The following is a 23,114-nucleotide window of genomic DNA, read 5'->3' on the forward strand; positions in this document are numbered from 1 at the left end:
CAAGGGGCGACGGACACGCATTGTCCGTCGGCAATGGCGCACGAAACCAACGACCGGCCCGGGGCGCCGGACCATCGAAAACAATCGGGACCCAAATGACCGCAACAGTTTCCGGACGGGCAACTCTCACCCTCAAATCGCGCTCGATTGCCGCGCTCCTCGCCGCAACCGCGCTCGGCGGCTTTCCCGCCATGGCCCACGCGCAGGACGAGGCTCCGGCCACACCTGCGCCGGACCAGGCGTCCGCTCCGGCTGCGCAGATGGCGCCGCAGAAAGCCGAGGCCGACACGATCCGCTCGATCACGGTGGTCGGCGCCCAGCGGCTCGAACCCGATACGATCATTTCCTATATCCGCCTGCGAAACGGCCAGCCCTATACGCCCGAGGCGGCGGACCAGGCGCTGAAGGATCTCGCCGCGACTGGGTTGTTCGCCGATTACACAATCCGCAACAATCAGGGCAATGTGGTGATCACCGTGGTCGAAAACCCGGTGGTCAATCGCATTATCTTCGAAGGCAACGATCGCCTCAAGCAGGACAAGATCCTCCCTGAAATCCGACTGACCTCACGGCAGATTTTTACGCGCGCGAAAGTGCGTGCGGACGTCAATCGCATTGTGGAACTCTACAAGCGGCAGGGGCGCTTCGCCGCCACGGTCGAGCCCAAGATGGTCATGCTCGACCAGAACCGCGTCGACGTGATCTACGAAATCGACGAAGGTCCCAAGTCCAAGGTTCGCAAGATCAACATTATCGGCAACGAGGTTTTCTCCGACGGCGACCTCAAGGGCGAGATGGTGACCAAGGAAGCCAGCTTGCTGCGCTTCCTGTCAGGCGGGACCAGCTACGATCCCGATCGTCTCGCGTTCGACCAGCAGAATCTTCGCAAATTCTATCTGACCAATGGCTATGTCGATTTCCGCGTCGTCTCGGCAGTTGCTGAGCTGACGCCCGATCGCCGCGACTTCATTATCACCTACGTTGTTGAAGAAGGCGAGCGTTACAAGTTCGGCGAGGTCAAGGTCGATAGCCAGATCCGCGATTTCGATTCGAAGCGGATGACCAGCCAGCTGCCGATGAAGACCGGCGAATGGTATGATGCGCAGGACGTGGAAGACACCGTCGAGCGTCTCACCGAAACCGCAGGTGCCTTTGGCTACGCCTTCGTCGATGTCCGTCCGGATTTCGAGCGGAACAAGGAGGACGGCACGATGGACGTGACCTTTCTCATCAACGAAGCGCCGCGCGTTTATGTCGAGCGGATCGACGTCAATGGAAACACGCTGACCCAGGACAAGGTCATCCGCCGCGAATTCCGACTGGCCGAAGGCGATGCTTTCAATTCCTTCCTGATTGCACGCACCAATGCGCGGATCAACTCACTGGGCTATTTCCAGGAAGCGTTCGAAGTCGAGCAGCGTCAAGGCAGCGCGCCCGACCGGATCATCCTCGAAGCCAATGTCGAGGAAAAGCCCACCGGCGAATTGCAGCTGTCGGCTGGCTTCTCGTCGATCGAGAACTTCATCTTTCAGGGCTCGATCCGGCAAAAGAACTTCCGTGGTCGCGGACAGACGGTCGGCGCAAGCGCCAGCTATTCTCGCTATTCGAAGAGCGCCCAGCTGAGCTTTACCGAGCCTTATGTCTTCAATCGCAACATCTCGGCCGGGATCGACGTCTATTATCGCGATCTGAACTCGTTCAACTTCTTCAATAACCAGCGCAACACGACCTATGCGCAGAACCAGATTGGCCTCGAAGCGCGCGTAGGTATCCCGATCACCGAGTATCTCTCGGCGCTGGCACGCTACACGATCAATTTCGACGACGTGACGCTCGACGAAAACCAGTTCTTCGCCGATCTGGATGGTGACGGCGTATCCACCTGCGAGCCGTTGCTGGCGGGCCGTTACCTTTGCGATGCACTGGGCGAACGGATCACGTCCCGGATCAGCGGGTCCGTGATCTATGACCGGCTCGACAACCGTATTCGTCCCTCTCGCGGCCATCTGGTCTCGTTCAATGCCGGTTTCGCCGGCCTTGGCGGTGATGTCAGCTACCTGCGCCTGTCGATGAACGCGGCCAAGTATTTCCCGCTTGGAAGCGGGTTTATCTTTTCGCTTCGCGGGGAGGGCGGCGCGATCCGCTCGCTCGACGACCGCGATACGCGTGGTCTCGACAATGTCCGGCTTACGGACCGGTTTTTCCTCGGTGAGCCCCAGATTCGCGGTTTCGATATTCGAGGTGTCGGGCCGCGCGTGCTGCGCAAGCCGATCGTAGCCGACGAGGATGGCAATCCCGTCATCGTCGAAGATCGTGAGCGGATTACCGACGACTCGCTCGGCGGCAAGGCGTATTATCTCGGTCGCGCTGAGCTCGAAATCCCGCTCGGCACCGGGGCCCGTGAACTCGGGCTGCGGCCGTCCATCTTCGCCGATATCGGCGCCGTGTTCGCCCTGCGCGATCCGATCTTGCAGTCCAGCCCGTTCCCCGGCGGCACGCTCATCCCGAGGCGCGACTCCGACGGCAATCCCCTGTTCAGCCAGTCATACGATACTGATAATGACGGCACGGTAGAAACCGTCGTGACCGCAAATCCGCTGGCGCCGGACGGCACCGCCAACCTGGCGCTTGGCACGACAATTCCTCCTTTCGTCGAGGAATATGTCGGCGACACAGCCGCGCCCCGCATCGCGATCGGCGTCGGTGTAAACTGGAATTCGCCTTTCGGCCCCTTCCGGATCGACTTCGCCCACGTCCTGCTGAAGCAGGAAGGCGACGACACAAAGGCCTTCACTTTCAATGTAGGAACGCAATTCTGATGAAATTCAAAGCACTTCTCGTCGCCGCGACCGTATCGGTCGCCGCTCTCGCGACGCCCGCAGCGGCACAGGTTCAGGGCAATATCGCCGTGGTGAACTCGCCGCTGGCGATCGCGCAGACGACCGCTCTGCAGTCAGCGTATCAGCAGATTTCGACGACGTACCAGACGCAGCGGACCACGATCCAGGAGCGCCAGCAGCAGCAGCAGACCCTGCTTCAGCAGCTGGACACCAACAGCGACGGCAATCTCGACGAGAACGAACAGCGCGCGGCCCAGGGCACTCCCCAGGCTCAGCAATATGCGCAGCTCGAAGAAGAAATCGCTGGGCTGCAGAACCAAATCGATCGCGCGCGCGTCTACGCCGTCGAACAGCTCCTGCGTGCTTATAGCCCGGCTCTTCAGCAGCTCCTGACCCAGAACAACGTCCAGGTCCTGCTTTCGCCCGAAGCCATCCTGTTCGCGCAGCCTGGCGCCGACATGACACAGAAGGTCGTCGACGCCGTCAACGCATCGACACCTTCGGTGGCCGCCGTTCCGCCGGCCGATTGGCAGCCCTCGCGTCAGGCTGTGGCCGTCTTCCAGCAGGTTCAGCAGATCCTGATGGCGGCCGCGCAGGCGCAGGCCCAACAGCAGCAGCAGCCTCAGCAGCAGCCGAGCAGCGATTCGCGGATGTAAGCGCCCTTTCGGGCATTTGACGACAGGGGCCAGCGATGGCGGACGACACGTCTTTCGATATCATCAAGGTGCTGGAAGCGCTTCCGCACCGCTATCCGCTGCTCCTCGTCGATCGGGTGCGTAGCCTTGAGAAGGGCGAGCGCATCCATGCGGTGAAGGCGGTGACCTTCAACGAGGAATTCTTCCAGGGTCATTTCCCGAGCCGTCCGATCATGCCGGGCGTGCTGCAGGTCGAGGCGCTGGCGCAGGCCGCCGCGATCCTCGGCATCGAAACGCTCGAACTCGCCGGGACCGGCAAGCTCGTCTATTTCATGGGAATCGAGAACGCCAAGTTCCGTGCGCCCGTGGAGCCTGGCTGCCTGCTCGATCTGAAGGTCGAATTCCTCCAGAAGCGCAGCCGCGTCTACAAGTTCAAGGGCGAGGCCAGCGTCGAGGGCAAGACGACCTGCAATGTCGAGTTCACCGCCATGATTGCGGACCCGCCTGCTTAATGCTTGCGTTTTCGCGTGACCGCGCCTAACCGCGCGCTTCACCGAAATTCCATCATCCGAGGACCGGTCGGAACCGGTCCGTTCGCGGAGATATGAAATGAAGACCGATACGCACCCCGAATACCACACGATCAAGGTCAAGATGACCGACGGCACCGAGTTCGAAACGCGCTCCACTTGGGGCAGCGAAGGCGACACGCTGACGCTCGAAATCGATCCGACCAGTCACCCGGCGTGGACCGGCGGCGGCCAGCGCCTGCTCGACAAGGGCGGTCGTGTGGACAAGTTCAACAAGCGTTTCGGCGGCTTGTCGCTCAAGAAAAAGGAAGGCTAAGGCCTTCGCACAGTTCGCCGATCGCAAGATCGGCTGGGGAGGGCGGTCCGACGGGGCCGCCCTTTCTCGTTCAGCCCCACGGTTTCTCGCGATACCATTTGGTGATCACGTATTTGACGCCCGCGCGCACCTTCATGCCGTGGTGGAGCGTGTTGACGTTGCCGCTGCCGTCGGGCTTGCGGTTGTTCCAGCACAGCAGTTTGCCGCGCTTGGGCTGGACCGTCTTGCCCAGCACCTTGAAGCGCGTGCCACCGCCAGCTTCGACCTCGTTCAGATAGATCATGAAGGTCCAGGTCCGCTGGCCCGCCGTGCTGCAGTATTTTTCCCAATCGGCGCCACCGGGATTGAACCAGTCGGTGTGCTGCTTGAATTCCTGCCCCACCGCATAGCGCTGGCCCTGCGGCGTCTCTCCGTGCGCGGGATCCATGCCATTGAAGGTATGGAGCCGCCGTTCGAGATCGATCACGGCGGGGTGCTTTACATCGAGATCGCAGGTTTCGCTGGTGCGGAACGCCGCGTCGCCATTGTAATCGGCGACCGTAGAGGGTCGGCGATCGGCCTCGATCAATTCAATCAGGCGATCGCACAGGTCGGGCGGGAGAAAATCGTCGCACATGAACAGTTCGAGCTTGGGGCTCGGGACGCGTTTGACGCCAGGGTGTGCACGCAGGATATCGGGCGTGGTGTCGCCGGGTGAAAGCATGGCGGCATTCCTAACGAATCGGAACGCGCGCGCCAACTAGGCGAAATCGGCCGCGACACAATCTTGCACGAAATCGCCTTCAAACCACTTTTTGCTTCCCAAAAACGGCATCGTGTGCAACAGGCGCGCGGCTCGCGATTCCTTGCTTGCAAGGGCATACGCGACTTGCCTAAGCGCGCCCTTCGGCACGCTTTTACGGGCGGCATGGCGATCGTAGCTCAGTTGGTTAGAGCGCCGGTTTGTGGTACCGGAGGTCGGGGGTTCGAGACCCCTCGATCGCCCCATCCGCCCCTTCCTCCAGCAGCGTGCCCGCTAGGGAGAGGCGTCTTGAGCGCAATGTGGGACCTGCCCGATTACGATGATCACGAGATCGTCCATTTCATCCGCGACATCGATAGCGGTCTCAGTGCGATCATCGCGTTGCATTCGACCCATCTCGGTCCGGCCGGTGGCGGCACCCGCTTCTGGCACTATGCCGACAAGATGGGCGCGGTGAAGGACGTGCTGCGTCTCTCGCGCGGGATGAGCTACAAGAACGCGATGGCGGGCCTCCCCATGGGCGGTGGCAAAGCCGTGATCCTGGCCGACGATTCGCGCACCAAGACACCCGAAATGCTTGAAGCCTTTGGCCGTGCGGTCGAAGGGCTGGGTGGCAAATACGTCACTGCCGAAGACGTCGGCATTTCGGTCGCCGATATGCTCGAAGTGGCCAAACAGACCTCCTACGTCTCCGGGCTTCCCGCCCAAGGCGATCATGCCGGCGGCGATCCGGGCCCTTTCACGGCATTCGGCATCTTTCTCGGCATCCGCGCCGCCGTGCGCCACAAGCTCGATCGCGACAGCATGGACGGCGTCCATGTGGCGATCCAGGGCACCGGCAGCGTCGGCGGACGCCTGGCGCGCCTGCTCGCCGAAGACGGCGCGAAACTGACGCTCGCCGATATCAATGACGATGCGGCGAACGATCTGGCCGCCGAACTGGGCGGGGAAACCGCTTCGACCGATGAGATCATGGGCGTGGATTGCGACGTCTTCAGCCCCAATGCGCTTGGCGGCATTCTCGACGATGCTAGCATCGCCGCGCTGCAGGCACCGATCGTTGCGGGCGGTGCGAACAATCAACTGGCGCGTCCCGAACACGGGCGTGTGTTGGCGGAGCGCGACATTCTCTATGCGCCCGATTACGTCATCAACGCAGGCGGTATCATCTCCGTGGCGCACGAGTATTTCGCGAAGACCGAAGGCCGCGAAGCCGACGTCTCCGATGTGCGCGAGCGAATCGGCGAGATCCCCGATCGCCTCGTCTCGATCTGGGAAGAAGCGAAGGATAGCGGCCTCACCTCCGCAGAGGTTGCGGATAAGCGCGCGCAGACGCTGATTGGACGCGGATAGGCATTGGGCTGACGCGACAAAGTGGCTAGGGGGACGCCATGCACGGATATGCCAATCCTGCCCGATTCCTGAAGATCGCCCGCTGGCTCACGCCGGTGCTGCTGATCGTTGGCCTGCTGCTTGCCGGCGGTGCCCTGGCGTGGGGTTTGATGCAGGCCCCGCCCGAGCGTTTGCAGGGCGAAACCGTGCGCATCCTGTTCGTCCATGTGCCCACTGCGTGGCTCGGCATGGCGGGATGGACCACGATCGCAGGCGCGAGCTTCGCCTATCTGGTCTGGCGTCATCCGCTGGCCGATATCGCTGCGCGTGCAGCGGCCTGGCCCGGTGCGGCCTTCACCGCGATATGCCTCGCCACCGGATCGATCTGGGCGCGGCCCACCTGGGGCGTGTGGTGGGTTTGGGATGGTCGCTTGACCAGCTTCCTGATCCTGCTGTTTCTCTATTTCGGCTATATCGCACTTTCGAATGTCGCCTCGCAGTCCGAAGCGTCGCGGCGCATCCCGGCGATCTTCGGCCTCGTCGGCGCGATCAACATTCCGATCATCAACCGCTCGGTCGAATGGTGGGAAACCCAGCATCAGCGCGCCAGCATCACCGCCGGCACCAGCGCGATCGACAGCGCCTTCCTTTGGCCGCTGGGCATCGCCGTGATCGGCTTCACCTGCATCTTCGGCGGCGTGCTGCTGGCCCGGATGCGCGCCATCCTGGCCGCCCAACAGGCAGAGGCGCGGCTGCGCCGGAAAGCGATGCAGCCATGATGCGCGAGAGTATTGATCAATGGCCCTATGTGATCGGCGCCTATGTGCTCGCGGCGATCGGCACGTTGATGCTGGTCGGGTGGAGCTGGGTCGCGATGAAACGCGCTGAGAAGCGGCGCGAGGATTCCAGGCGGAAATGAACCTCAAACCCAAGCATCAACGCATGGCCCTGCTGGGCGTCGCTCTCGTCGCGCTGGTCGGCGCAGTGCTGCTGGCAATGTGGGGACTGCGCAGCCAGGCGAGCTATTTCTACGTCCCTGCCCAGGTCGAGAGCGATCCACCTGAAATCGGCCAGAACATCCGCCTTGGCGGGATGGTGAAGGAAGGTTCGCTCGGCCAGGCCGCTGACGGGGTGACGATCACCTTCCTCGTCCACGATGGCGAGGCCCAGGTGCCGGTGCGATATCGGGGTATCCTGCCCGATCTATTCGTCGAAGGATCGGGCGTGACGGCGGAGGGTCGCTTCGCCCCCGATGGCACGTTCGATGCCGATACGCTGCTCGCCAAGCATGACGAGAATTACGTCCCGCGCGAACTCGAAGAGATGACTGCCGCACAGGCGAAGGCCACCGTCGCGGAAACAAGCGAATGATTGCCGAACTTGGATTGCTGGCGCTGTGGCTAGCGGCAGGCTTGGCCGCGTTCCAGCTCGTCGCCGCAATCCTGGCCGGGCGCGGTGCGCCGGTGCTGGGTGAGGCGACTCGCCCGGTGGCGGTGATGCAGGGGCTGCTCGCGGGCTTCTCGTTCCTGATGCTGGTGTGGCTGTTCGCACGGACCGACCTTTCGGTCGCGCTGGTGGTCGAGAACTCGCACGTCGCCAAACCGATGATCTTCAAGCTCTCGGGTGCGTGGGCGAACCATGAAGGCTCGATGCTGCTGTGGGTGATGGTGATGGCGCTCTCGGGCGCGCTGGTCGCGCTGGTGGAGAAGCGGCTCTCGCCCGCCACAATGCGCGCGACGCTGGGAGCGCAGGCGATCGTCACGCTCGGTTTCTACGCCTTCCTCCTGATCAGTTCGAACCCGTTCGAAAGGCTGCCGGTGCCTGCCGAGCAGGGCAACGGCCTCAACCCGCTGTTGCAGGACATCGGCCTCGCCTTCCATCCGCCCACGCTTTACATCGGTTATGTCGGGCTCTCGATCGCGTTCAGTTTCGCGGTCGGTGCGCTACTGACGGGCGAAGTCACCCGCGATTTTGCTCGCACGATGCGCAGTTGGGTGCTGGGCGCGTGGATATTCCTCACCATCGGACTCACCGCTGGATCCTGGTGGGCCTATTACGAACTGGGCTGGGGCGGCTGGTGGTTCTGGGACCCGGTCGAGAATGCGGCGCTGATGCCGTGGCTTGCCGCTACGGCGCTGTTCCATTCGACCAGCGTGCTCGCCTCGCGCGATGCCTTGCGCGTGTGGACGATCATGCTTGCCGTGGTCGCATTCTCGATGGCGATGGTCGGCACTTTCCTCGTCCGCTCGGGCGTATTGACGAGCGTCCATGCATTCGCGGTCGATCCGGAGCGCGGCACGTTCCTCCTCGGCCTCCTCGCGCTGTTCATTGGCGGCGCGCTGGTGCTGTTCGCCTTGCGGGCGGGCGGGATCAGCGAAGGCGCGCGATTCAGCTGGAAGAGCCGCGAAGCCTCGCTGGTTGTCAACAACGTTCTTCTGACGGCGCTGCTCGGCATTGTCCTGCTCGGCACGCTCTATCCGCTGCTGACCGAGGCGCTCGGCACGCGCGTGTCGGTCGGCCCGCCCTATTTCAACCCAGTCGGTGCGGCTTTCTTCTTCCCGTTGGTGCTGGCAATGATGGTCGGCCCGATGTTGCGCTGGAAAGACAGCAATTGGGCGCCCGTGGCCAAGCGTCTCGCCCCGGCCTGGGCCACGATCGTGGTCATTCTGGTCTTCGTCCTGATCGAAGGCACGGCGGGCTGGTTAAGTGCTCTGGGGCTGGCACTGGCAGGCGGTCTCGCGGTTGCCAGCCTGTTGCCGCTGGCTGGGCGCAAGCCCTGGCGTGCGCCGCTGCAACTGTGGGGCATGGTGATCGCCCATTTCGGCCTGGCACTCACATTGTTCGGTTCTTCGTCCGAATCGGCCTTCATCCAGGAGCGGCTGGTTTCGGTAGCGCCCGGTGACTCCGCCGAAGTCGGCGGCTGGACGGTCACACTCGAAAAGACCCGACCGGTCGTCGGCCCGAACTGGACCGCGATTGAAGGCGATGTGCGGATCTCGGACGGCGAGCGCGATTACGTTTCGCTCCATCCCCAACGCCGCAGTTTCTGGTCGCCGCCGCAAACCACCACCGAGGCGGCGCTGTGGACGCGCTGGAACGGCCAGCTCTATGTTGTGCTCGGCGAAAAGGGTGATGGCTCGACCCGCAAGCTGCGCATGTGGTGGAAACCCTTCGTTCCGTTCATCTGGTATGGTGGGCTCCTCGTGGCGCTCGGTGGCCTCCTAGCGCTGCTGGGCCATGCGCGCTCCGCGCTGCGCCGGAGCATCGGATTGCGCCGCGCGGCGGCCCGGCGGGAGACCGTATGATGCGCAAATGGGCGATTGCTGCACCCTTGCTGCTGTTCAGTGCCTTCCTCGCTCTCGCGATCTGGGCGCTCGTCGCCCCGCCGTCGCGCGACGTCCCCAGTCGCATGATCGGTCAGCCGCTGCCCGCCATTGCGCTCGATCCGCAGGTCCCGGGCAAGCCGGGCATGGCGAGCGCCGATTACAAGGGCGGCGAAGCGCGGCTGATCAACGTCTTCGGCAGCTGGTGCATTCCGTGCCGCGTGGAAAGCCCGCAAATGCTCGAACTCGCGCGGGCAGGTGTGCCGATCGATGCGGTCGCGGTGCGCGACACCCCCGAACAGGTCCAGGACTTCCTTGCCCAGTATGGCGATCCGTTCGCCGCAATCGGTGCCGATCCCAATGGCCGCTTCCAGGTCATGCTCGGCAGTTCGGGCGTGCCCGAGAGTTTCATCGTCGATGGCGAGGGGATCATTCGCTACCAGCATATTGGCGAGATACGTCCCGAACACGTCGCCGATATCGTCGCGAAGTGGCGGGAGGCCTCGCAATGAAGTGGCTGATCGCCTTGCTGCTGGCCGTCGCCGCGCTGCCGCTTGCCGCGCAGGAAGCGGAGGTGACCAGCCCCTATGCCGATACCCAGTTGGAGAACCCCGCGCTTGAGGCGCAGGCACGCGAGCTGATGCATACGCTGCGCTGCATCACCTGCCAGAGCCAGTCGATCGCCGATAGCGAAGCGCCGATGGCAGCAGAGATGCGCAGTCTCGTGCGCGAGCGGATCATGGCTGGCGAGACGCCTCAGGAAGTGCGCGGCTGGCTGGTCGAGCGCTATGGCGCGTATGTGACCTACGAACCCGAACTGACTAGCACGACATGGCCGCTCTTCGTCGGCCCGGTGCTGATCCTGCTGGCGGTGGCCGGGCTTGCCTGGAGCCGTATTCGCCGGAGGCGCGCAGCATGATGGCCTGGATTCCGATCCTCCTGTTTGTCGCGGTGGTGCTGGTTGCGATGGTATGGCTGTTCAAGCTGCCGCGCGGGGCGTGGGAAGCGGTCGCGGCCGCACTTATGCTCGGCCTGGCCGGCTACGCCGTGCAATCGAGCCCGGGACAGGCAGGTGCGCCGGGTCAGCGGAATGCTGCCGGCGGCTTCGACGGGGCGGCACTGATCGAGGTGCGGCGCCAGTTCGACGGGTCACCGGTCTCGAAAAACAGCACGATCGTCACCGCAGATGGTCTCGTCCGTTCGGGCCGGTTCGACTACGCAGCGGCGCTGCTGAACGGCTATCTCGATAAAAACCCCGACGATTCGGAAGCCTGGACCGCGCTTGGCAATGCGATCCTCGCTCAGGCGGAGGGCAATCTCACCGAAGCCGCGATCGAGGCCTATCGCCGCGGCGCGGTGGCCGATGAAACCGACCCGGCACCGTATTTCTTCCTCGGCCTCGGATGGCTCAATTCCGGCGATTTCGAGCGCACGGCAGCGTTGTGGCAGCTCTCTTACGAGCGCACCGAAGAAGGCACACCGGTGCATGAAGAGATGGGCGCGCGTCTCAGCCTGCTGGCCGCGATGATCGCGCGCGCGAAGCAGATGCGCGAGCTGTCTCCTTCCGAGACGCAGTGAACGGGGAATTGCCCCCCGTCACGGTGAGTGCTACTGGGCGCGCCTTCGCCAGCGCGGGATGGGCCGCGCCGACGCATGGGACTTAGCCTCCAGGCATGAGCGACACTTCCCCAGACAAGGTCGAACCCGTCCCCGCCGACGGAACCGACGACCAGGCGCACGCCGCCGGCGGTCACAAGAACGCGACCAAAACGGCATTGGCCGTGGGGGCGATCGGCGTGGTGTTCGGCGATATCGGCACCAGCCCGCTCTATGCGTTTCGCGAGACGTTCCTCGGTGAACACAGCCTCGCGATCGACAAGCTTCACATTTACGGCGTCGTCAGCCTGATTTTCTGGTCGATGACGCTGATCGTGTCGATTCAGTACGTTTCGATCCTGATGCGTGCAGACAATAAGGGGCAGGGCGGCACGCTGGCGCTGGTCGCCTTGCTGACCCGGCATATCGGCAAATCGAGCTATGGCTGGATCACGGTGTTGCTGGGCGTTTTCGCGACCGCACTATTCTACGGCGACAGCATGATCACGCCGGCGATCTCGGTGCTCTCTGCGGTCGAGGGCCTAACTGTCGTCAACGCCGGATTGCAGCCACTGGTAATCCCGATCGCGCTCGCGCTGCTGATCTTCCTGTTCCTTATCCAGCGACGCGGTACTGCCACGGTGGGCAAGCTGTTCGCACCGATCATGATTGTCTATTTCATCACTATCGCGGTGCTGGGGATCATCCAGATTTTCCAGAACCCGGCGATCCTGATGGCGTTGAACCCCTATTACGCCATCCAGTTCTTTATTACCGACGGTACCATCGCGTTTCTCGCGCTGGGCTCGGTGGTGCTGGCAGTAACCGGGTCCGAAGCGCTCTATTCCGACATGGGTCATTTCGGGCGCGGCCCGATGCGCCTGTCGTGGTTCGGCTTCGTGATGCCGTGCCTTTTGCTCAACTATTTCGGGCAGGGCGCGTTGATGTCCGGCATGGAACCGCTCGAAGCGGCGGTGGCGATGGAAAGCCCGTTCTTCAACATGGCGCCGGAAATGCTGCGGCTGCCGCTTGTGTTCCTCGCCACAATGGCGACCTTCATCGCCAGCCAGGCCGTGATCTCTGGCGCGTTCTCGGTGACCCACCAGGCGATCCAGCTGGGCTTCGTGCCGCGCCTGACGACCGAGCACACCAGTGTTTCCGAACGCGGCCAGATCTACATGCCGCTGGTCAACAATGCGCTGATGGTGGCGGTGATCCTGCTGGTGCTCGGCTTCGGCAGCTCGAGCGCGCTGGCATCGGCCTATGGTATCGCGGTGACCGGAGCGATGTTCATCGACACGCTGCTGATGGGCGTGCTGCTGATCGCGGTGTGGAAATGGCGTTTGTGGCTCGCCATTCCGGTGCTGCTGCTGTTCGTGTTCGTCGACGGTGCCTATTTTGCGGCCAACCTGCCCAAGGTGCCCGACGGGGGCTGGTTCCCGCTGCTGATCGGGGCGATCGCCTTTACCATGCTCACCAGCTGGGCGCGGGGACGCCAGTTGATGCGCGCGCGCATGGCCGAAAGCGGGCTCCCGCTCGAAGTCTTCGCCAAGAGCGCGCGGTCCTCGGCCCAGAGGGTGCCGGGCACCGCGATCTTCATGGCCTCGGCCAGTAAGGGTGTGCCGAGCGCGCTGCTTCACAACATCAAGCACAACAAGGTTCTGCACGAACGCGTCGTGGTGCTGACGGTGCAGATCGAAGATGTGCCGTTCGTCGATCCGCAGGACCGCTGCACGATCTCCGATCTGGGAGACGGCTTCTATCGCCTGGTACTGCGTTATGGCTTCATCGAGGAAACCGACCTGCCCAAGGCGTTGACCAATCACGAAGTGTGCGGCGGCCCGTTCGACATGATGAAGACCAGCTTCTTCCTCTCGCGCCAAACGCTGATCGCGTCCGACCGGCCGGGGATGGCGATCTGGCGTGAAAAGCTGTTCGCCTGGATGCTGCGCAATTCGGCAACGCCGATGCAGTTCTTCAAGCTTCCCACCAACCGCGTGGTGGAGCTGGGCAGCCAGCTGAAGATCTGATCCCAGCTTTGTAGCGGTGGGGCTTACTCGCCGGTGGGCGGCTGATCGCTCACCGCTTCGCCCTCGACTGCAAGTCCGTGACGCAACAGCATCGGGATTTGCGCGAAGGTGAAGAGGAAGGTCGCGGGCAGGAACAGCCAGAGTTTCGAGCCGAGCCAGGTCTCGAAATCGAAAGCCAGCCGCATGAATTCGTTGAGCCCCGCCAGCGCGAGGAAGAACACGCCCCAGCGCAGGGACAGCTTGCGCCAGCCTTCAGCGTCCAGCCCTTCGAAAGCCGCCTCGAGCAGGTATCTCAACAGCGAGTGCCCGCGCCACACGCCCACCAGCAGGGCGATTCCGAACCCGGCATAGATCAGAGTAGGTTTGAGCTGCACGAACACCGGATCGCGCAGGATCACGGTCAGTCCGCCGAAGAACATGATCAGGGCGGTCGATAGCTTGAGCATCGGCGAAACCTTGCCGAGCTTGAGCTTCGAATAGAGCAACGCGGCGACTGCCGCGATCATGAACGCGCCCGTACCCCAGACCACGGCGGCGACGTTCTGGATCGGATTGGGTTCGTCGGGCGCGAAATATTTGTAGGTGAGGAAGAACACGAGGATCGGACCGTAATCGACCAATAGGTTGGCCCAGCCCGATTTCGCCTTCGGATCGATGCGCGGTTCGTGTTCCATCAAGCCACTCCCGCAATGACGCGCGCGACCAGATCGGGGTCAAACGGACGCAGATCGTCCATCTTCTCGCCGACGCCGATCGCATGGACAGGCAGGCCGTATTGCTCGGCTGCAGCGACCAGAACGCCGCCGCGCGCGGTCCCGTCCAGCTTGGTCATCACCAGTCCGGTCACCCCCGCGGTCTCTTTGAACACTTCGATTTGCGAGAGCGCATTCTGACCATTGGTCGCATCGAGCACGAGCACCACATCGTGGGGCGCTTCGGGGTTGAGTTTGCCGAGGACTTTTCGGACCTTCGCCAGTTCGTCCATCAGCTCGCGCTTGTTCTGGAGCCGTCCGGCGGTGTCGACGATCAGTGCATCGGTACCGATTTCGGTCGCATGTTTGACCGCGTCGAACACGATCGAGGCCGGATCGCCGCCCTCGGCGCCCGCAACCACCGGCACGCCGAGCCGCTCGCCCCAGACTTTCAATTGGCCGATTGCGGCGGCGCGGAACGTGTCGCCGGCGGCCAGCATCACTTCGTAATCGTCTTCCTGAAACAGGTGTCCCATCTTGGCGATGGTGGTTGTTTTACCGCTGCCATTGACGCCGATCACCAGGATGACCTGCGGACGCGGGAAGGCGGTCACCTCGAGCGGCTTGGCCACCGGACGCAGGATCTCGGCGATCTCCACCGCGACCTGTTCGCGGATCGCCTGCCCGTCGGCCGCACCATCGAAGCGATGCTCGGCCAGCTTGTCGCGGATCCGGGCGGCAGCACGCGGGCCGAGGTCGGACACGATCAGCGCATCCTCGATCTCGTCGAGCTGTTCGAGCGTCAGTTTCGTCGCCCCGCCGAGCCCGGCGAGATTGTCGGACAGGCGTTCGGATGTCTTGCGGAAACCGCCGGCAAGACGTTCGGACCAGCTCAAGCTCAAACCAGCATTCCTTCTTCGATTCCTTCGGGGGTGATGCGGATCACATCACCGGGCGAGGGGGCATCGCCCACGCGAAACGGCGCGAAATCGGGAGCATGGCCGACGCCGCCCTTTTCCACCAGCACATCCTGCGCAACGCCGACCCGGCTTTGCAGCCATTCCCGACGAACCCGCGCAACTTCTCCGCGAAGCGCCTTGGCGCGTTGCTTGATTGTCGGCTTGTCCACTTGCGGCATCCGCGCAGCAGGCGTGCCGTGGCGCGGCGAGAAGGGGAAGATATGGCCATGCACGATCCCGATTTCGGGAATGATCGAGAGGTTGGCGGCATGCGCTTCCCCGCTCTCGGTCGGGAAGCCGGCGATCAGGTCGGCACCAAAGGCTATCTCGGGTCGACGCGCCTTGAGCCATTCGGCGAGGTTCAGGGCGTCGTGGCGCAAATGGCGACGTTTCATCCGTTTGAGAATCAGGTCGTCGCCATGTTGGAGCGAAAGGTGGACGTGCGGCATCATCCGGGGTTCGTGCGCGAGGAGATCGAGCAGCAGCCCGTCGAGTTCGATCCCGTCCACCGAGGACAGACGCAGGCGCCGGACTTGCGGAAGGCGGTCGAGGATCGCCTGGACAAGCGCGCCCAAGGGCGGAGTATCGGGCAGGTCGTGCCCCCAGCTGGTGACGTCGACCCCGGTCAGCACGATCTCTGCCGCGCCCCGGTCCAAGTGCCGTTCGATGTCGGCCACAACCGCATCGATCGGGCGCGAGCGGCTCGTACCGCGGCCCTGCGGGATGATGCAGAAGGTGCAGGAATGATCGCAGCCGTTCTGGATTTCGATGAAGGCGCGGGTGTGCTCGGGCGCAAGCACGCGTTCGGGCGCGACGTTCCAGCGCCGCGGATCGCGTTTCTCGGCATTGGGAACGAGCCCGTCGACTTCGGGCATGGCGGCGAGCGCTTCGCGTTCGGTTTCGGCCGCGCAGCCTGTCACCAGCAGCCGCGCCTCGGGATGGTCACGCCGCGCGCGGCGGATCGCCTGGCGGGTATGGCGAACCGCCTCGCTGGTGACGGCGCAGCTATTGATGACGACGAGATCGTCCTCGCGTGCCAGCAGGCTGCGGATTTCCTCGCTCTCGGCGATATTGAGCCGGCAACCCAGCGTGATCACTTGCGCGCCCATCACGCGGCTCCGAAAGCGGACGGATCGAAACTTCCGCGGAAACTCTCGACGGCAGGGCCGCGCATCACGATCGCGCCGTCTTCTCCATAGGATATGGTCAGGCGACCGCCCGGCAGGTTTACCGTCGCGGTGCGCTCCGTCAGGCCGCGTTCGGCCGCGGCGACCAGGGCGGCGCAGGCACCGGTCCCGCAGGCGCGGGTCAGTCCGGCGCCGCGCTCCCACACGCGCAGTGAAATGTAGTCGCGCGCCTCGACGCTCGCGATGCCGACATTGATGCCTTCGGGGAACACCGGATCGTGTTCGATCTCGGGGCCGAGCGTGGCGAGATCGACCGCTTCGATATCGTCGACGAAGAACACGACATGCGGATTGCCCACGTTGACAGCGAAGGGCTGTTCGAGCGGCCCCCAGGAAAGCGGCAGGGCCGAGCTGTCCATTGCGTAGTCGAGCGGAATGTCCTCCCACCCGAACCGCGGCTTGCCCATGGCGACCGCTGCACCGCCGCGTTCGGGCGTGACCGCGATGATCCCGCCCGCCGTTGCAACCCGTGCCTGCGCTCCGTGGAACAGGGCGACCGCGCGCGAGGCATTGCCGCAGGCTTCGACCTCGCCGCCATCGACATTCCAGATCCGCATTCGGAAGTCGGCGTCTTCATCTTCGTCGCGGGCGGCTTCGAGCACGATCAACTGGTCGCAGCCGATCCCGGTATGACGGTCGGCCAGCGCGGCGGCGAGCGCGCGATCGATCGCAACACTCTCGTGCGCACGATGATCGATCACGACGAAGTCGTTACCGAGGCCGTGCATCTTGGTGAAATCGACACGCATGACAGCGCGCGTCCTAGGCGTCCGCGCGGGTCAGGTCCAGCGTATGGAAAGGGGCAGCAGAGTACGGGGCAAGGCCGCGCGCGGTCAGGCCTCGCGCGACTTCCCGTCGCTAGCACCGTCGTCATCCTGCGGCAGCTTCGCGAGGGCTGGCCCTTCGCCCCGCAGCAAGTCGAGCTTGCGCAGACGTTCTCGGATCGCTTCGGAGGGCTCAGGGCGCCCGTAGAGATAGCCCTGACCCTTGAACGTTCCGAGTCCGCGCAGCATGTCGAGCACTTCCTCGCTCTCGATTCCTTCGGCGGTGATCGGAAGGCCGAACCCTTCTCCCAAAGTACTGATCGCCTGCACGATTTTAACGCCTTCTTCGTCACGCGGGAGGTTACTGACGAAGCTGCGGTCGATCTTGATCCGGTCGAACGGCAGCGAACGCAATTGCGACAGCGAGCTGTAGCCGGTGCCGAAATCGTCGAGGCTGACCGTAACGCCCTGGTTGCGCAGGCTGGTAACCAGCGAGCGCACGACGCCGATATTCTCGTGCAGGCAGGTTTCGGTGATTTCGACATCGAGGCGATTGGCCGGGAAATTGCCTTCGATCAGCAATTTGAGCAAGCGCTGCGCGAACCACGGATCGCGCAATTGAACCGGCGAGATGTTGACCGATAGGGTAAGGCTGGAATCCCAGTCCTTGGCATCGAGCAGCGCCTTGCGGATCAGCTGTTCGGACATTTCGCCGATCACGCCCAATTCTTCGGCGATCGGAATGAAGACATCCGGATTGACGAGACCAAGCTGCGGTGACTTCCAGCGCGCGAGCATTTCGAAACCGAGCAATTTTCCCGTCTCGACGTCGATCTGCTGCTCGTAATAGGGTTCGAATTCGCCTTCCTGCAGGCCACGGCGGATACCCGCTTCGAGCTGGCTGCGGAAGCGCAGTTCGCTTTCCATCTGGTGTTCGAACCAGAAGAAGCGGTTTCGTCCGTGCTTTTTCGAATGATACATTGCGATATCGGAGAAATGCATCAGCTTGCGCGCATCGATCCGCTCATCCGAATCCGGGAGGCCGGTGTCACTGCGGGCAATCCCGATCGAGGTGGTCACATCGAGCGTCAGCTTGCGATGTTCGATCGGCTGCGCGATGCTTTCGATCAGCTTGTTGGCAAACGCATCGACACGGTCGGTCCGGTCCCGATCGAAGGGAATGACGCAGGCAAATTCGTCGCCCCCGAGCCTCGCGACGAGGCCGCGATCGGGCAGGTGTTCGGCAATCCGCCGCGCGGTCTGGCGCAGCACCGTGTCGCCGGCAGCATGGCCGTTGACATCGTTGACGTTCTTGAAATTGTCGAGATCGAGCATCAGGAACGCGACCGCTTCTCCGCGTCCGGCGGTTTCGGCGATCAGCTTGTCTGTCTGCTCGTTAATGGTGCGGCGGTTCAGGCACCCGGTCAGCGGATCGGTTTCCGCCAGGATGCGCGCCTGCTCCTCTGCCGCACGACGGACCTTCACCTCGTCCGACAATTCGCGATAGCGGCGCCAGCCGAAGATCACCAAGGCGATGTTGAGCAGCAGCGCATTGACCAGAATGACGTCGGGCCCCTCGAGACCGAACAGTCGCGCACGCACGATCTTGGGCAGCACCGCGCTGCCCGTGCCGACGAACATGATGATCGCCGCGACAGCAATCCCCAGCGCGACGACATCGTGCTCGGCGCGGCTATTGCTCGCCTCTTCCCGGTTGGTTTCTTCGCTCAATCCGAGCTCCCCTGAATTCCGATTTCGGGAGCTAGGGCAACTCGGTTGAATTTAGGTTAACCACCGGCAACCTCTGGGAACTATTTGAGCAGCCCGATCTCCCGCAAACGCTGCTTGAGATAGTCGTCGGCGGTGATCGATACGGGGTATCGATCGGGGTTTTCCTCGGTGATGCACTGGGGCAGCGTTTCGAATTTGTAATCGCTGCGCAAGTGGAGGAAAAACGGCATCGAATAGCGGCTGTGGCGCGCGCGTTCGCCCGAGGGATTGATCACCCGGTGCGTGGTCGATGGCAGATAATGGTTGGTCAGACGCTGGAGCATGTCGCCGACATTGATCGCCAGCGCGCCGTCGGGCGGCGACACGTCGAGCCATTCGCCCTGGCGCGTTTTCAACTGCAAGCCGGCTTCCTCGGCACCGAGCAGCAGCGTGATCAGGTTGATGTCTTCATGTGCTCCGGCGCGGATCGCACCTTCCTCGGCAGCGTCGCCGAGTGGCGGGTAGTGGAGCAGGCGCATCACCGAATTGCCGTCCTCGATCGGGCCTTCGAACCAATGCTCGTCGAGCCCCAGATAGCCCGCGATGCGCGAGAGGATCTTCGCGCCGGTCGCGTCGAAGGCTGCGAACAGCGCTTCCATCGTTTCGCGGAAGCCTTCCGGGGCTTCGGGCCAGACGTTGTTCGGCTGATCGTCGGCCAGCGGATGGCCATCCGGGAGGTCGCGCCCTACATGCCAGAACTCCTTGAGATCGTGCGCCTTGGCGTCCTTTGCGATCTCGGTTCCGAACGGGGTGTAGCCGCGCGCCCCGGCAAGGCCTTCGAGGAAATACTTCTGCTTCTCATCGCGCGGCCGGTCGAAGAACTCCGCCGTCAGTTTCCATGCCCGGTCGATCAGCTCGCGATCGATGCCGTGATCCTTCACCATGGCGAAGCCGAAAGTGCGGAAACTGTTGCCGATATCCTGGGAGAAATCTTCGGCGGGCGCTTCGAGCGAGAGGACGGGCAGGGAGGTGAGGGGCATTGGAAAAGTCCGATTCAACTGGCTATGCTCGGCCCCATAGCACTTCAGAGAGGAAATTCATGAGCAATTTGCCCGACGATGCGAACGTGCGGCCGCGCTATTGGCTGATGAAGTCCGAACCGTTCGAATATTCATGGGACGATCTGGTCGCGGAGAAGGAAGGCGTTTGGAGCGGCGTGCGCAATCACAAGGCGAAGAACAATCTCGCGGAGATGGAAGTGGGCGAACAGGCGTTCTTCTACCATTCGCGCGAGGGGCTCGAGATCGTCGGCATTTGCGAAATCAGCGAATCCGGGATTCTCGATCCCACCGACGAGACCGGCAAATGGGCGGCGGTGAAGGTCGTGCCGAAAACCAAACTGCCGCATGCCGTTTCGCTCAAGCAGATCAAGGCCGAGCCCAAGCTCGCCGATTGCGAACTGGTGCGCTATTCGCGGCTTTCGGTGGCGGAGATAAAGCCCGACGAATGGTCGATGATCTGCGCGCTGGCCGGAATCTGACCGCGCCATAGCCTCCATCCGTCCTGCGTTCGGGACAGAACTCCGGCAAGCTTCGTTGGACGGGGCAACAAGCAACGGAGTTTTCGAATGAACAGGTTTGATGGAAAGACCGTCCTTATCACGGGCGGCACGAGCGGTTTCGGGCTTTCGGCGGCAAAAAGCATCGCTGAAGAGGGCGGGACCGTCGCCGTTACGGGGATGAGCGAAGATCACCTCCAGGATGCCCGCGACGCCTTGCCCGATGGCACAATGGTGCTGAAGAACGATGCCTCCGATCCCGATGCCGCGACCGAGCTCGCTGAGAAGGTGAAATCCGAACTCGGCTCGCTCGACGGGCTGTGGCTCAACGCCGGTTACGGCGCGTTCCGCCCCAACCAGAAGAACGACGCGGAATTCTTCGATGAAATCATGAACACCAACGTTCGCGGCCCGGTGCTCCAGATGGCGCAGCTGATGGATGCGGTGGCGGATAATGGCGCGGTGCTGCTGACCTCGTCGGTAGCTCCCTACCTGGGGCAGGCCAATGGCGCTGTGTATGCAGCGACCAAGGCGGCCTGCCTCGCGCTCGCGCGGTCCTGGTCCGGCGCGATGGCCGATCGCGGCGTGCGCGTGAACTCGGTCGCGCCCGGTCCGATCGATACCAATTTCATGGAAGGCCTCGGCCTGTCCGATGAAAAGAAGGAGAAATTCGTCGAACAGATCAAGGAACAGGTCCCGCTCGGTCGCTTCGGATCGTCGGACGAGGTCGCGAATGTCGCGCTCTTTCTGCTGTCGGACGCTGCAAGTTACGTCACCGGCTCGGAGTATTTCGTCGATGGCGGGCTAACCAAACGCTGACTGGCGCAAGCCAGCCTCGTTCTGGCGCTGATCGCGAAACTTTCCCCTAGTTGGCCCGTTTCTATTTCACAACGCGGCAATCAAGCCGTTTGATCTGGAAGGAAATTATCATGGGCGAACTTACCGAAAAAGTGAAAGGCAACGTCAACGAAGCCGCCGGCGAACTGAAGCAGAAGTCGGACAATCCCGAAACGCGCGCCGAAGGCCGCGAGCAGGAAACCAAGGGCAAGGCCCAGCAGTTCAAGGGCGAAGTCGAAGGCAAGCTCGGCAACGACGTCTGATCGAAGCCAATCAATCGAAAAAGGCCGTCTCCTTATCGGAGGCGGCCTTTTTCGTGTGCGCTCATTGGTCTCTAGTTCTTGTCTCGTAGCGCGCTGAGCTTGAGACCCGAAGCGGCGAGGTTCTCGATCTCGGTGCGGCAGTGAATGAGGCGCAGGCCCTTGAGCGATGCGGCCACGGTCAACGCATCATCGAAACCCGGATTGTCGTCGACCGTGGCGGTCCACGCACCGAACGCTTCGCCGAACTTGGCGAAATCGGGATTGGCGAGCGACGTGCCGGAAACGCGCGCCGGGAAATCGCGCTCCTGATGCATCCGGATCGTGCCGTACACGCCGTTGTCGATCACCAGCACGAGCAGATCGACGCCCAGCGCAGCGGCAGTCGCCAGTTCTTGCCCATTCATCATGAAATCGCCATCTCCTGCCACCGCGACCACGCTGCGATCGGGGAAGCGGCGCGCGGCCGCAACGGCTGCCGGGACGCCATAGCCCATCGCCCCGGCGGTGGGAGCGAGCTGGGAGGGATAGCCTTCGTAGGGCCAGTAGCGGTGCCACCAGCCCGAGAAATTGCCGGCGCCATTGCAAACGATGGTATCGGCCGGAAAACGGTCGCGCATGGTCTTTACCGCCAGTGCGAGGTCGAGCCCGCGCTCGCCGCTGCTGTCGGGCGTAGACCAAGCCAGCCATTCGTCGTGGGCCTGCTTGCCGGCATCGAAATCGATCACATCGTCGGCCATCAGAGCGGCGCTTTCGGCAAATTCTGCCATGTCAGCGCAGATTGAGAGATCGGTGCGATAGACCCGTCCCAATTCTTCGGGATCGGGATGCACGTGAACCAGCGTCTGTCCGGGATGATTGGGCGTGATAAGCTCGTACCCGTCGGTGGTCGCTTCGCCGAGCCGCGCGCCGACCGCAATCACGAGATCGGCATCCTTCACCCGCTGGACGAGCTTCGGATTTGGCCCGTAGCCGAGATTGCCGGCCCAGACCGCGCTCGAATTGGGAATAGCGTCCTGCCGCCGGAAGGCTCCTGCGACGGGCAGGCCGATCTGTTCGGCGAAGGCCGTGAAGTGCTCGCGCGCCTTGGCGTTCCAGCCTGCGCCGCCGACAATCGCGATCGGCGCGGCGGCGTCGGTCAGCATCGCCATCAGCGTGCCCATCGCATCGGGGCAGGCGGCCTGGGCCGGGCGCATGACGGCGGGGCGAGGGACGATGCCGTATACTTCTTCGCGCAGCATGTCTTCGGGCAGGGCGAGCACCACGGGGCCGGGGCGACCGGCGATCGCCGTGCTCCAGGCGCGCGCGATATATTCCGGGATCCGGCCAGCATCGTCGATCCGCGCGGCCCATTTCGCCATCGGCCCGAACACCGCCTGGAGGTCGAGCTCCTGAAACCCTTCGCGATCGCGCATGCCGCGATCGACATCGCCGACGAACAGGATCATCGGCTGCGAGTCCTGATGCGCGACGTGCACGCCGATGCTGGCATTGGTCGCACCCGGACCTCGTGTGACGAAGCACATGCCGGGGCGGCCGGTCATCGCGCCGTCGGCGCAGGCCATATAGGCCGCGCCACCTTCCTGGCGGCAGACGACCGTATCGATCGCGGGCACGTCGTGGAGCCCGTCGAGCACGGCGAGAAAGCTCTCGCCGGGGACGGTGAATACGCGATCGCAGCCTTGTTCGACGAGACAATCGACCAGCAGGCGGCCGGCATGGGAAGGTGAGGGGGTTGGGTGGTCAGTCATGGGACAAGCGCTCTACCGATCCCGGCGAAAGGCGCAATTGCCGACGTGTTTT

At 63.2% G+C, this 23,114-nt stretch carries 24 protein-coding genes and 1 tRNA gene; 17 read left to right on the forward strand and 8 right to left on the reverse strand.

All coding sequences use genetic code 11. The features are described from left to right. Nucleotides 1-95: 95 nt before the first annotated feature. The 4 genes from bamA to rpmE all read left to right on the forward strand — a co-directional run bounded on the left by bamA (nt 96) and on the right by rpmE (nt 4,321). Nucleotides 96-2,819 (forward strand): outer membrane protein assembly factor BamA, encoded by a 2,724-nt coding sequence (gene bamA / locus GRI68_RS03100; protein ID WP_160615788.1) that lies wholly within the window; start codon nt 96-98, stop codon nt 2,817-2,819. Beyond that, a complete protein-coding gene (locus GRI68_RS03105; RefSeq protein WP_160615790.1) occupies nt 2,819-3,496 on the forward strand; it encodes an OmpH family outer membrane protein in 678 nt (225 codons plus the stop codon). The genes bamA and GRI68_RS03105 overlap by 1 nt, the downstream gene beginning before the upstream one ends. 35 nt (nt 3,497-3,531) lie before the next feature. After that, on the forward strand, nt 3,532-3,987 hold the full coding sequence (gene fabZ, locus GRI68_RS03110; protein WP_160615792.1) for a 3-hydroxyacyl-ACP dehydratase FabZ: 456 nt from the start codon (nt 3,532-3,534) through the stop codon (nt 3,985-3,987). A gap of 97 nt (nt 3,988-4,084) precedes the next feature. Continuing rightward, a complete protein-coding gene (gene rpmE / locus GRI68_RS03115; protein ID WP_160615794.1) occupies nt 4,085-4,321 on the forward strand; it encodes a 50S ribosomal protein L31 in 237 nt (78 codons plus the stop codon). Nucleotides 4,322-4,391: 70 nt separating this feature from the next. Here rpmE and GRI68_RS03120 read toward each other — a convergent pair whose 3' ends face one another. Continuing rightward, nucleotides 4,392-5,024 carry a prolyl hydroxylase family protein gene (locus tag GRI68_RS03120; RefSeq protein WP_160615796.1) on the reverse strand — a complete coding sequence of 211 codons (633 nt, stop codon included), beginning with the start codon at nt 5,022-5,024 and terminating at the stop codon, nt 4,392-4,394. A gap of 207 nt (nt 5,025-5,231) precedes the next feature. Between GRI68_RS03120 and GRI68_RS03125 the strand changes: the two genes are divergently transcribed. The 10 genes from GRI68_RS03125 (at nt 5,232) to GRI68_RS03165 (ending at nt 13,344) form a co-directional block, all read left to right on the forward strand. Further along, nucleotides 5,232-5,308: transfer RNA gene (locus tag GRI68_RS03125), tRNA-His, on the forward strand. Nucleotides 5,309-5,360: 52 nt separating this feature from the next. Next, nucleotides 5,361-6,416, forward strand: coding sequence for a Leu/Phe/Val dehydrogenase (locus GRI68_RS03130; RefSeq protein WP_234028842.1), 1,056 nt, complete (start codon nt 5,361-5,363; stop codon nt 6,414-6,416). A 38-nt stretch (nt 6,417-6,454) separates the two neighbouring features. After that, entirely contained in the window at nt 6,455-7,174 is a 720-nt protein-coding gene (gene ccmC, locus GRI68_RS03135) for a heme ABC transporter permease CcmC (protein WP_160615800.1), read from the forward strand. After that, a complete protein-coding gene (locus GRI68_RS13605) occupies nt 7,174-7,314 on the forward strand; it encodes a hypothetical protein (protein ID WP_199799703.1) in 141 nt (46 codons plus the stop codon). Before ccmC ends, GRI68_RS13605 begins: the two co-directional genes overlap by 1 nt. Continuing rightward, a complete protein-coding gene (gene ccmE, locus GRI68_RS03140) occupies nt 7,311-7,766 on the forward strand; it encodes a cytochrome c maturation protein CcmE (protein WP_160615801.1) in 456 nt (151 codons plus the stop codon). Before GRI68_RS13605 ends, ccmE begins: the two co-directional genes overlap by 4 nt. Continuing rightward, nucleotides 7,763-9,700, forward strand: coding sequence for a heme lyase CcmF/NrfE family subunit (locus GRI68_RS03145; protein WP_160615803.1), 1,938 nt, complete (start codon nt 7,763-7,765; stop codon nt 9,698-9,700). The genes ccmE and GRI68_RS03145 overlap by 4 nt, the downstream gene beginning before the upstream one ends. Beyond that, nucleotides 9,697-10,230, forward strand: a complete 534-nt coding sequence (locus GRI68_RS03150) for a redoxin family protein (protein WP_325063751.1) — start codon at nt 9,697-9,699, stop codon at nt 10,228-10,230. Before GRI68_RS03145 ends, GRI68_RS03150 begins: the two co-directional genes overlap by 4 nt. Beyond that, nucleotides 10,227-10,637, forward strand: coding sequence for a cytochrome c-type biogenesis protein (locus GRI68_RS03155; protein ID WP_160615805.1), 411 nt, complete (start codon nt 10,227-10,229; stop codon nt 10,635-10,637). The genes GRI68_RS03150 and GRI68_RS03155 overlap by 4 nt, the downstream gene beginning before the upstream one ends. Beyond that, nucleotides 10,634-11,296: a tetratricopeptide repeat protein gene (locus GRI68_RS03160; RefSeq protein WP_160615807.1), complete on the forward strand. Its 663-nt coding sequence runs from the start codon at nt 10,634-10,636 to the stop codon at nt 11,294-11,296. The genes GRI68_RS03155 and GRI68_RS03160 overlap by 4 nt, the downstream gene beginning before the upstream one ends. 95 nt (nt 11,297-11,391) lie before the next feature. Next, the gene (locus GRI68_RS03165) at nt 11,392-13,344 is read left to right on the forward strand and encodes a potassium transporter Kup (RefSeq protein WP_160615809.1); all 1,953 of its coding nucleotides are present in this window, start codon (nt 11,392-11,394) and stop codon (nt 13,342-13,344) included. 23 nt (nt 13,345-13,367) lie between these two features. Here GRI68_RS03165 and GRI68_RS03170 read toward each other — a convergent pair whose 3' ends face one another. The 6 genes from GRI68_RS03170 to GRI68_RS03195 form a co-directional block, all read right to left on the reverse strand. Continuing rightward, nucleotides 13,368-14,018: an inner membrane-spanning protein YciB gene (locus GRI68_RS03170; RefSeq protein WP_160615811.1), complete on the reverse strand. Its 651-nt coding sequence runs from the start codon at nt 14,016-14,018 to the stop codon at nt 13,368-13,370. Then, the gene (gene ftsY, locus GRI68_RS03175; RefSeq protein ID WP_160615813.1) at nt 14,018-14,938 is read right to left on the reverse strand and encodes a signal recognition particle-docking protein FtsY; all 921 of its coding nucleotides are present in this window, start codon (nt 14,936-14,938) and stop codon (nt 14,018-14,020) included. The genes GRI68_RS03170 and ftsY overlap by 1 nt, the downstream gene beginning before the upstream one ends. Then, on the reverse strand, nt 14,935-16,104 hold the full coding sequence (locus GRI68_RS03180; protein WP_160615815.1) for a MiaB/RimO family radical SAM methylthiotransferase: 1,170 nt from the start codon (nt 16,102-16,104) through the stop codon (nt 14,935-14,937). Before GRI68_RS03180 ends, ftsY begins: the two co-directional genes overlap by 4 nt. Continuing rightward, the gene (gene dapF, locus GRI68_RS03185; protein WP_160615817.1) at nt 16,104-16,931 is read right to left on the reverse strand and encodes a diaminopimelate epimerase; all 828 of its coding nucleotides are present in this window, start codon (nt 16,929-16,931) and stop codon (nt 16,104-16,106) included. The genes GRI68_RS03180 and dapF overlap by 1 nt, the downstream gene beginning before the upstream one ends. An 84-nt stretch (nt 16,932-17,015) precedes the next feature. Continuing rightward, the gene (locus GRI68_RS03190) at nt 17,016-18,677 is read right to left on the reverse strand and encodes a putative bifunctional diguanylate cyclase/phosphodiesterase (RefSeq protein ID WP_234028699.1); all 1,662 of its coding nucleotides are present in this window, start codon (nt 18,675-18,677) and stop codon (nt 17,016-17,018) included. Between the two features lie 80 nt (nt 18,678-18,757). Further along, a complete protein-coding gene (locus GRI68_RS03195) occupies nt 18,758-19,696 on the reverse strand; it encodes an isopenicillin N synthase family dioxygenase (RefSeq protein WP_160615819.1) in 939 nt (312 codons plus the stop codon). Nucleotides 19,697-19,755: 59 nt separating this feature from the next. On the opposite strand from GRI68_RS03195, the gene GRI68_RS03200 reads away from it, so the two are divergent. From GRI68_RS03200 to GRI68_RS03210, 3 genes are all read left to right on the forward strand, one after another. Beyond that, a complete protein-coding gene (locus GRI68_RS03200) occupies nt 19,756-20,196 on the forward strand; it encodes an EVE domain-containing protein (RefSeq protein WP_234028700.1) in 441 nt (146 codons plus the stop codon). 87 nt (nt 20,197-20,283) lie between these two features. Next, nucleotides 20,284-21,033, forward strand: coding sequence for an SDR family oxidoreductase (locus GRI68_RS03205; RefSeq protein WP_160615821.1), 750 nt, complete (start codon nt 20,284-20,286; stop codon nt 21,031-21,033). A gap of 110 nt (nt 21,034-21,143) precedes the next feature. Continuing rightward, nucleotides 21,144-21,314 (forward strand): CsbD family protein, encoded by a 171-nt coding sequence (locus GRI68_RS03210; RefSeq protein WP_160615823.1) that lies wholly within the window; start codon nt 21,144-21,146, stop codon nt 21,312-21,314. Between the two features lie 71 nt (nt 21,315-21,385). Here GRI68_RS03210 and GRI68_RS03215 read toward each other — a convergent pair whose 3' ends face one another. Continuing rightward, nucleotides 21,386-23,062, reverse strand: coding sequence for a thiamine pyrophosphate-dependent enzyme (locus GRI68_RS03215; RefSeq protein ID WP_160615825.1), 1,677 nt, complete (start codon nt 23,060-23,062; stop codon nt 21,386-21,388). Nucleotides 23,063-23,114: the final 52 nt, after the last annotated feature.

It is taken from the genome of Alteriqipengyuania halimionae, assembly GCF_009827575.1.
GTDB lineage: Bacteria > Pseudomonadota > Alphaproteobacteria > Sphingomonadales > Sphingomonadaceae > Alteriqipengyuania_A > Alteriqipengyuania_A halimionae.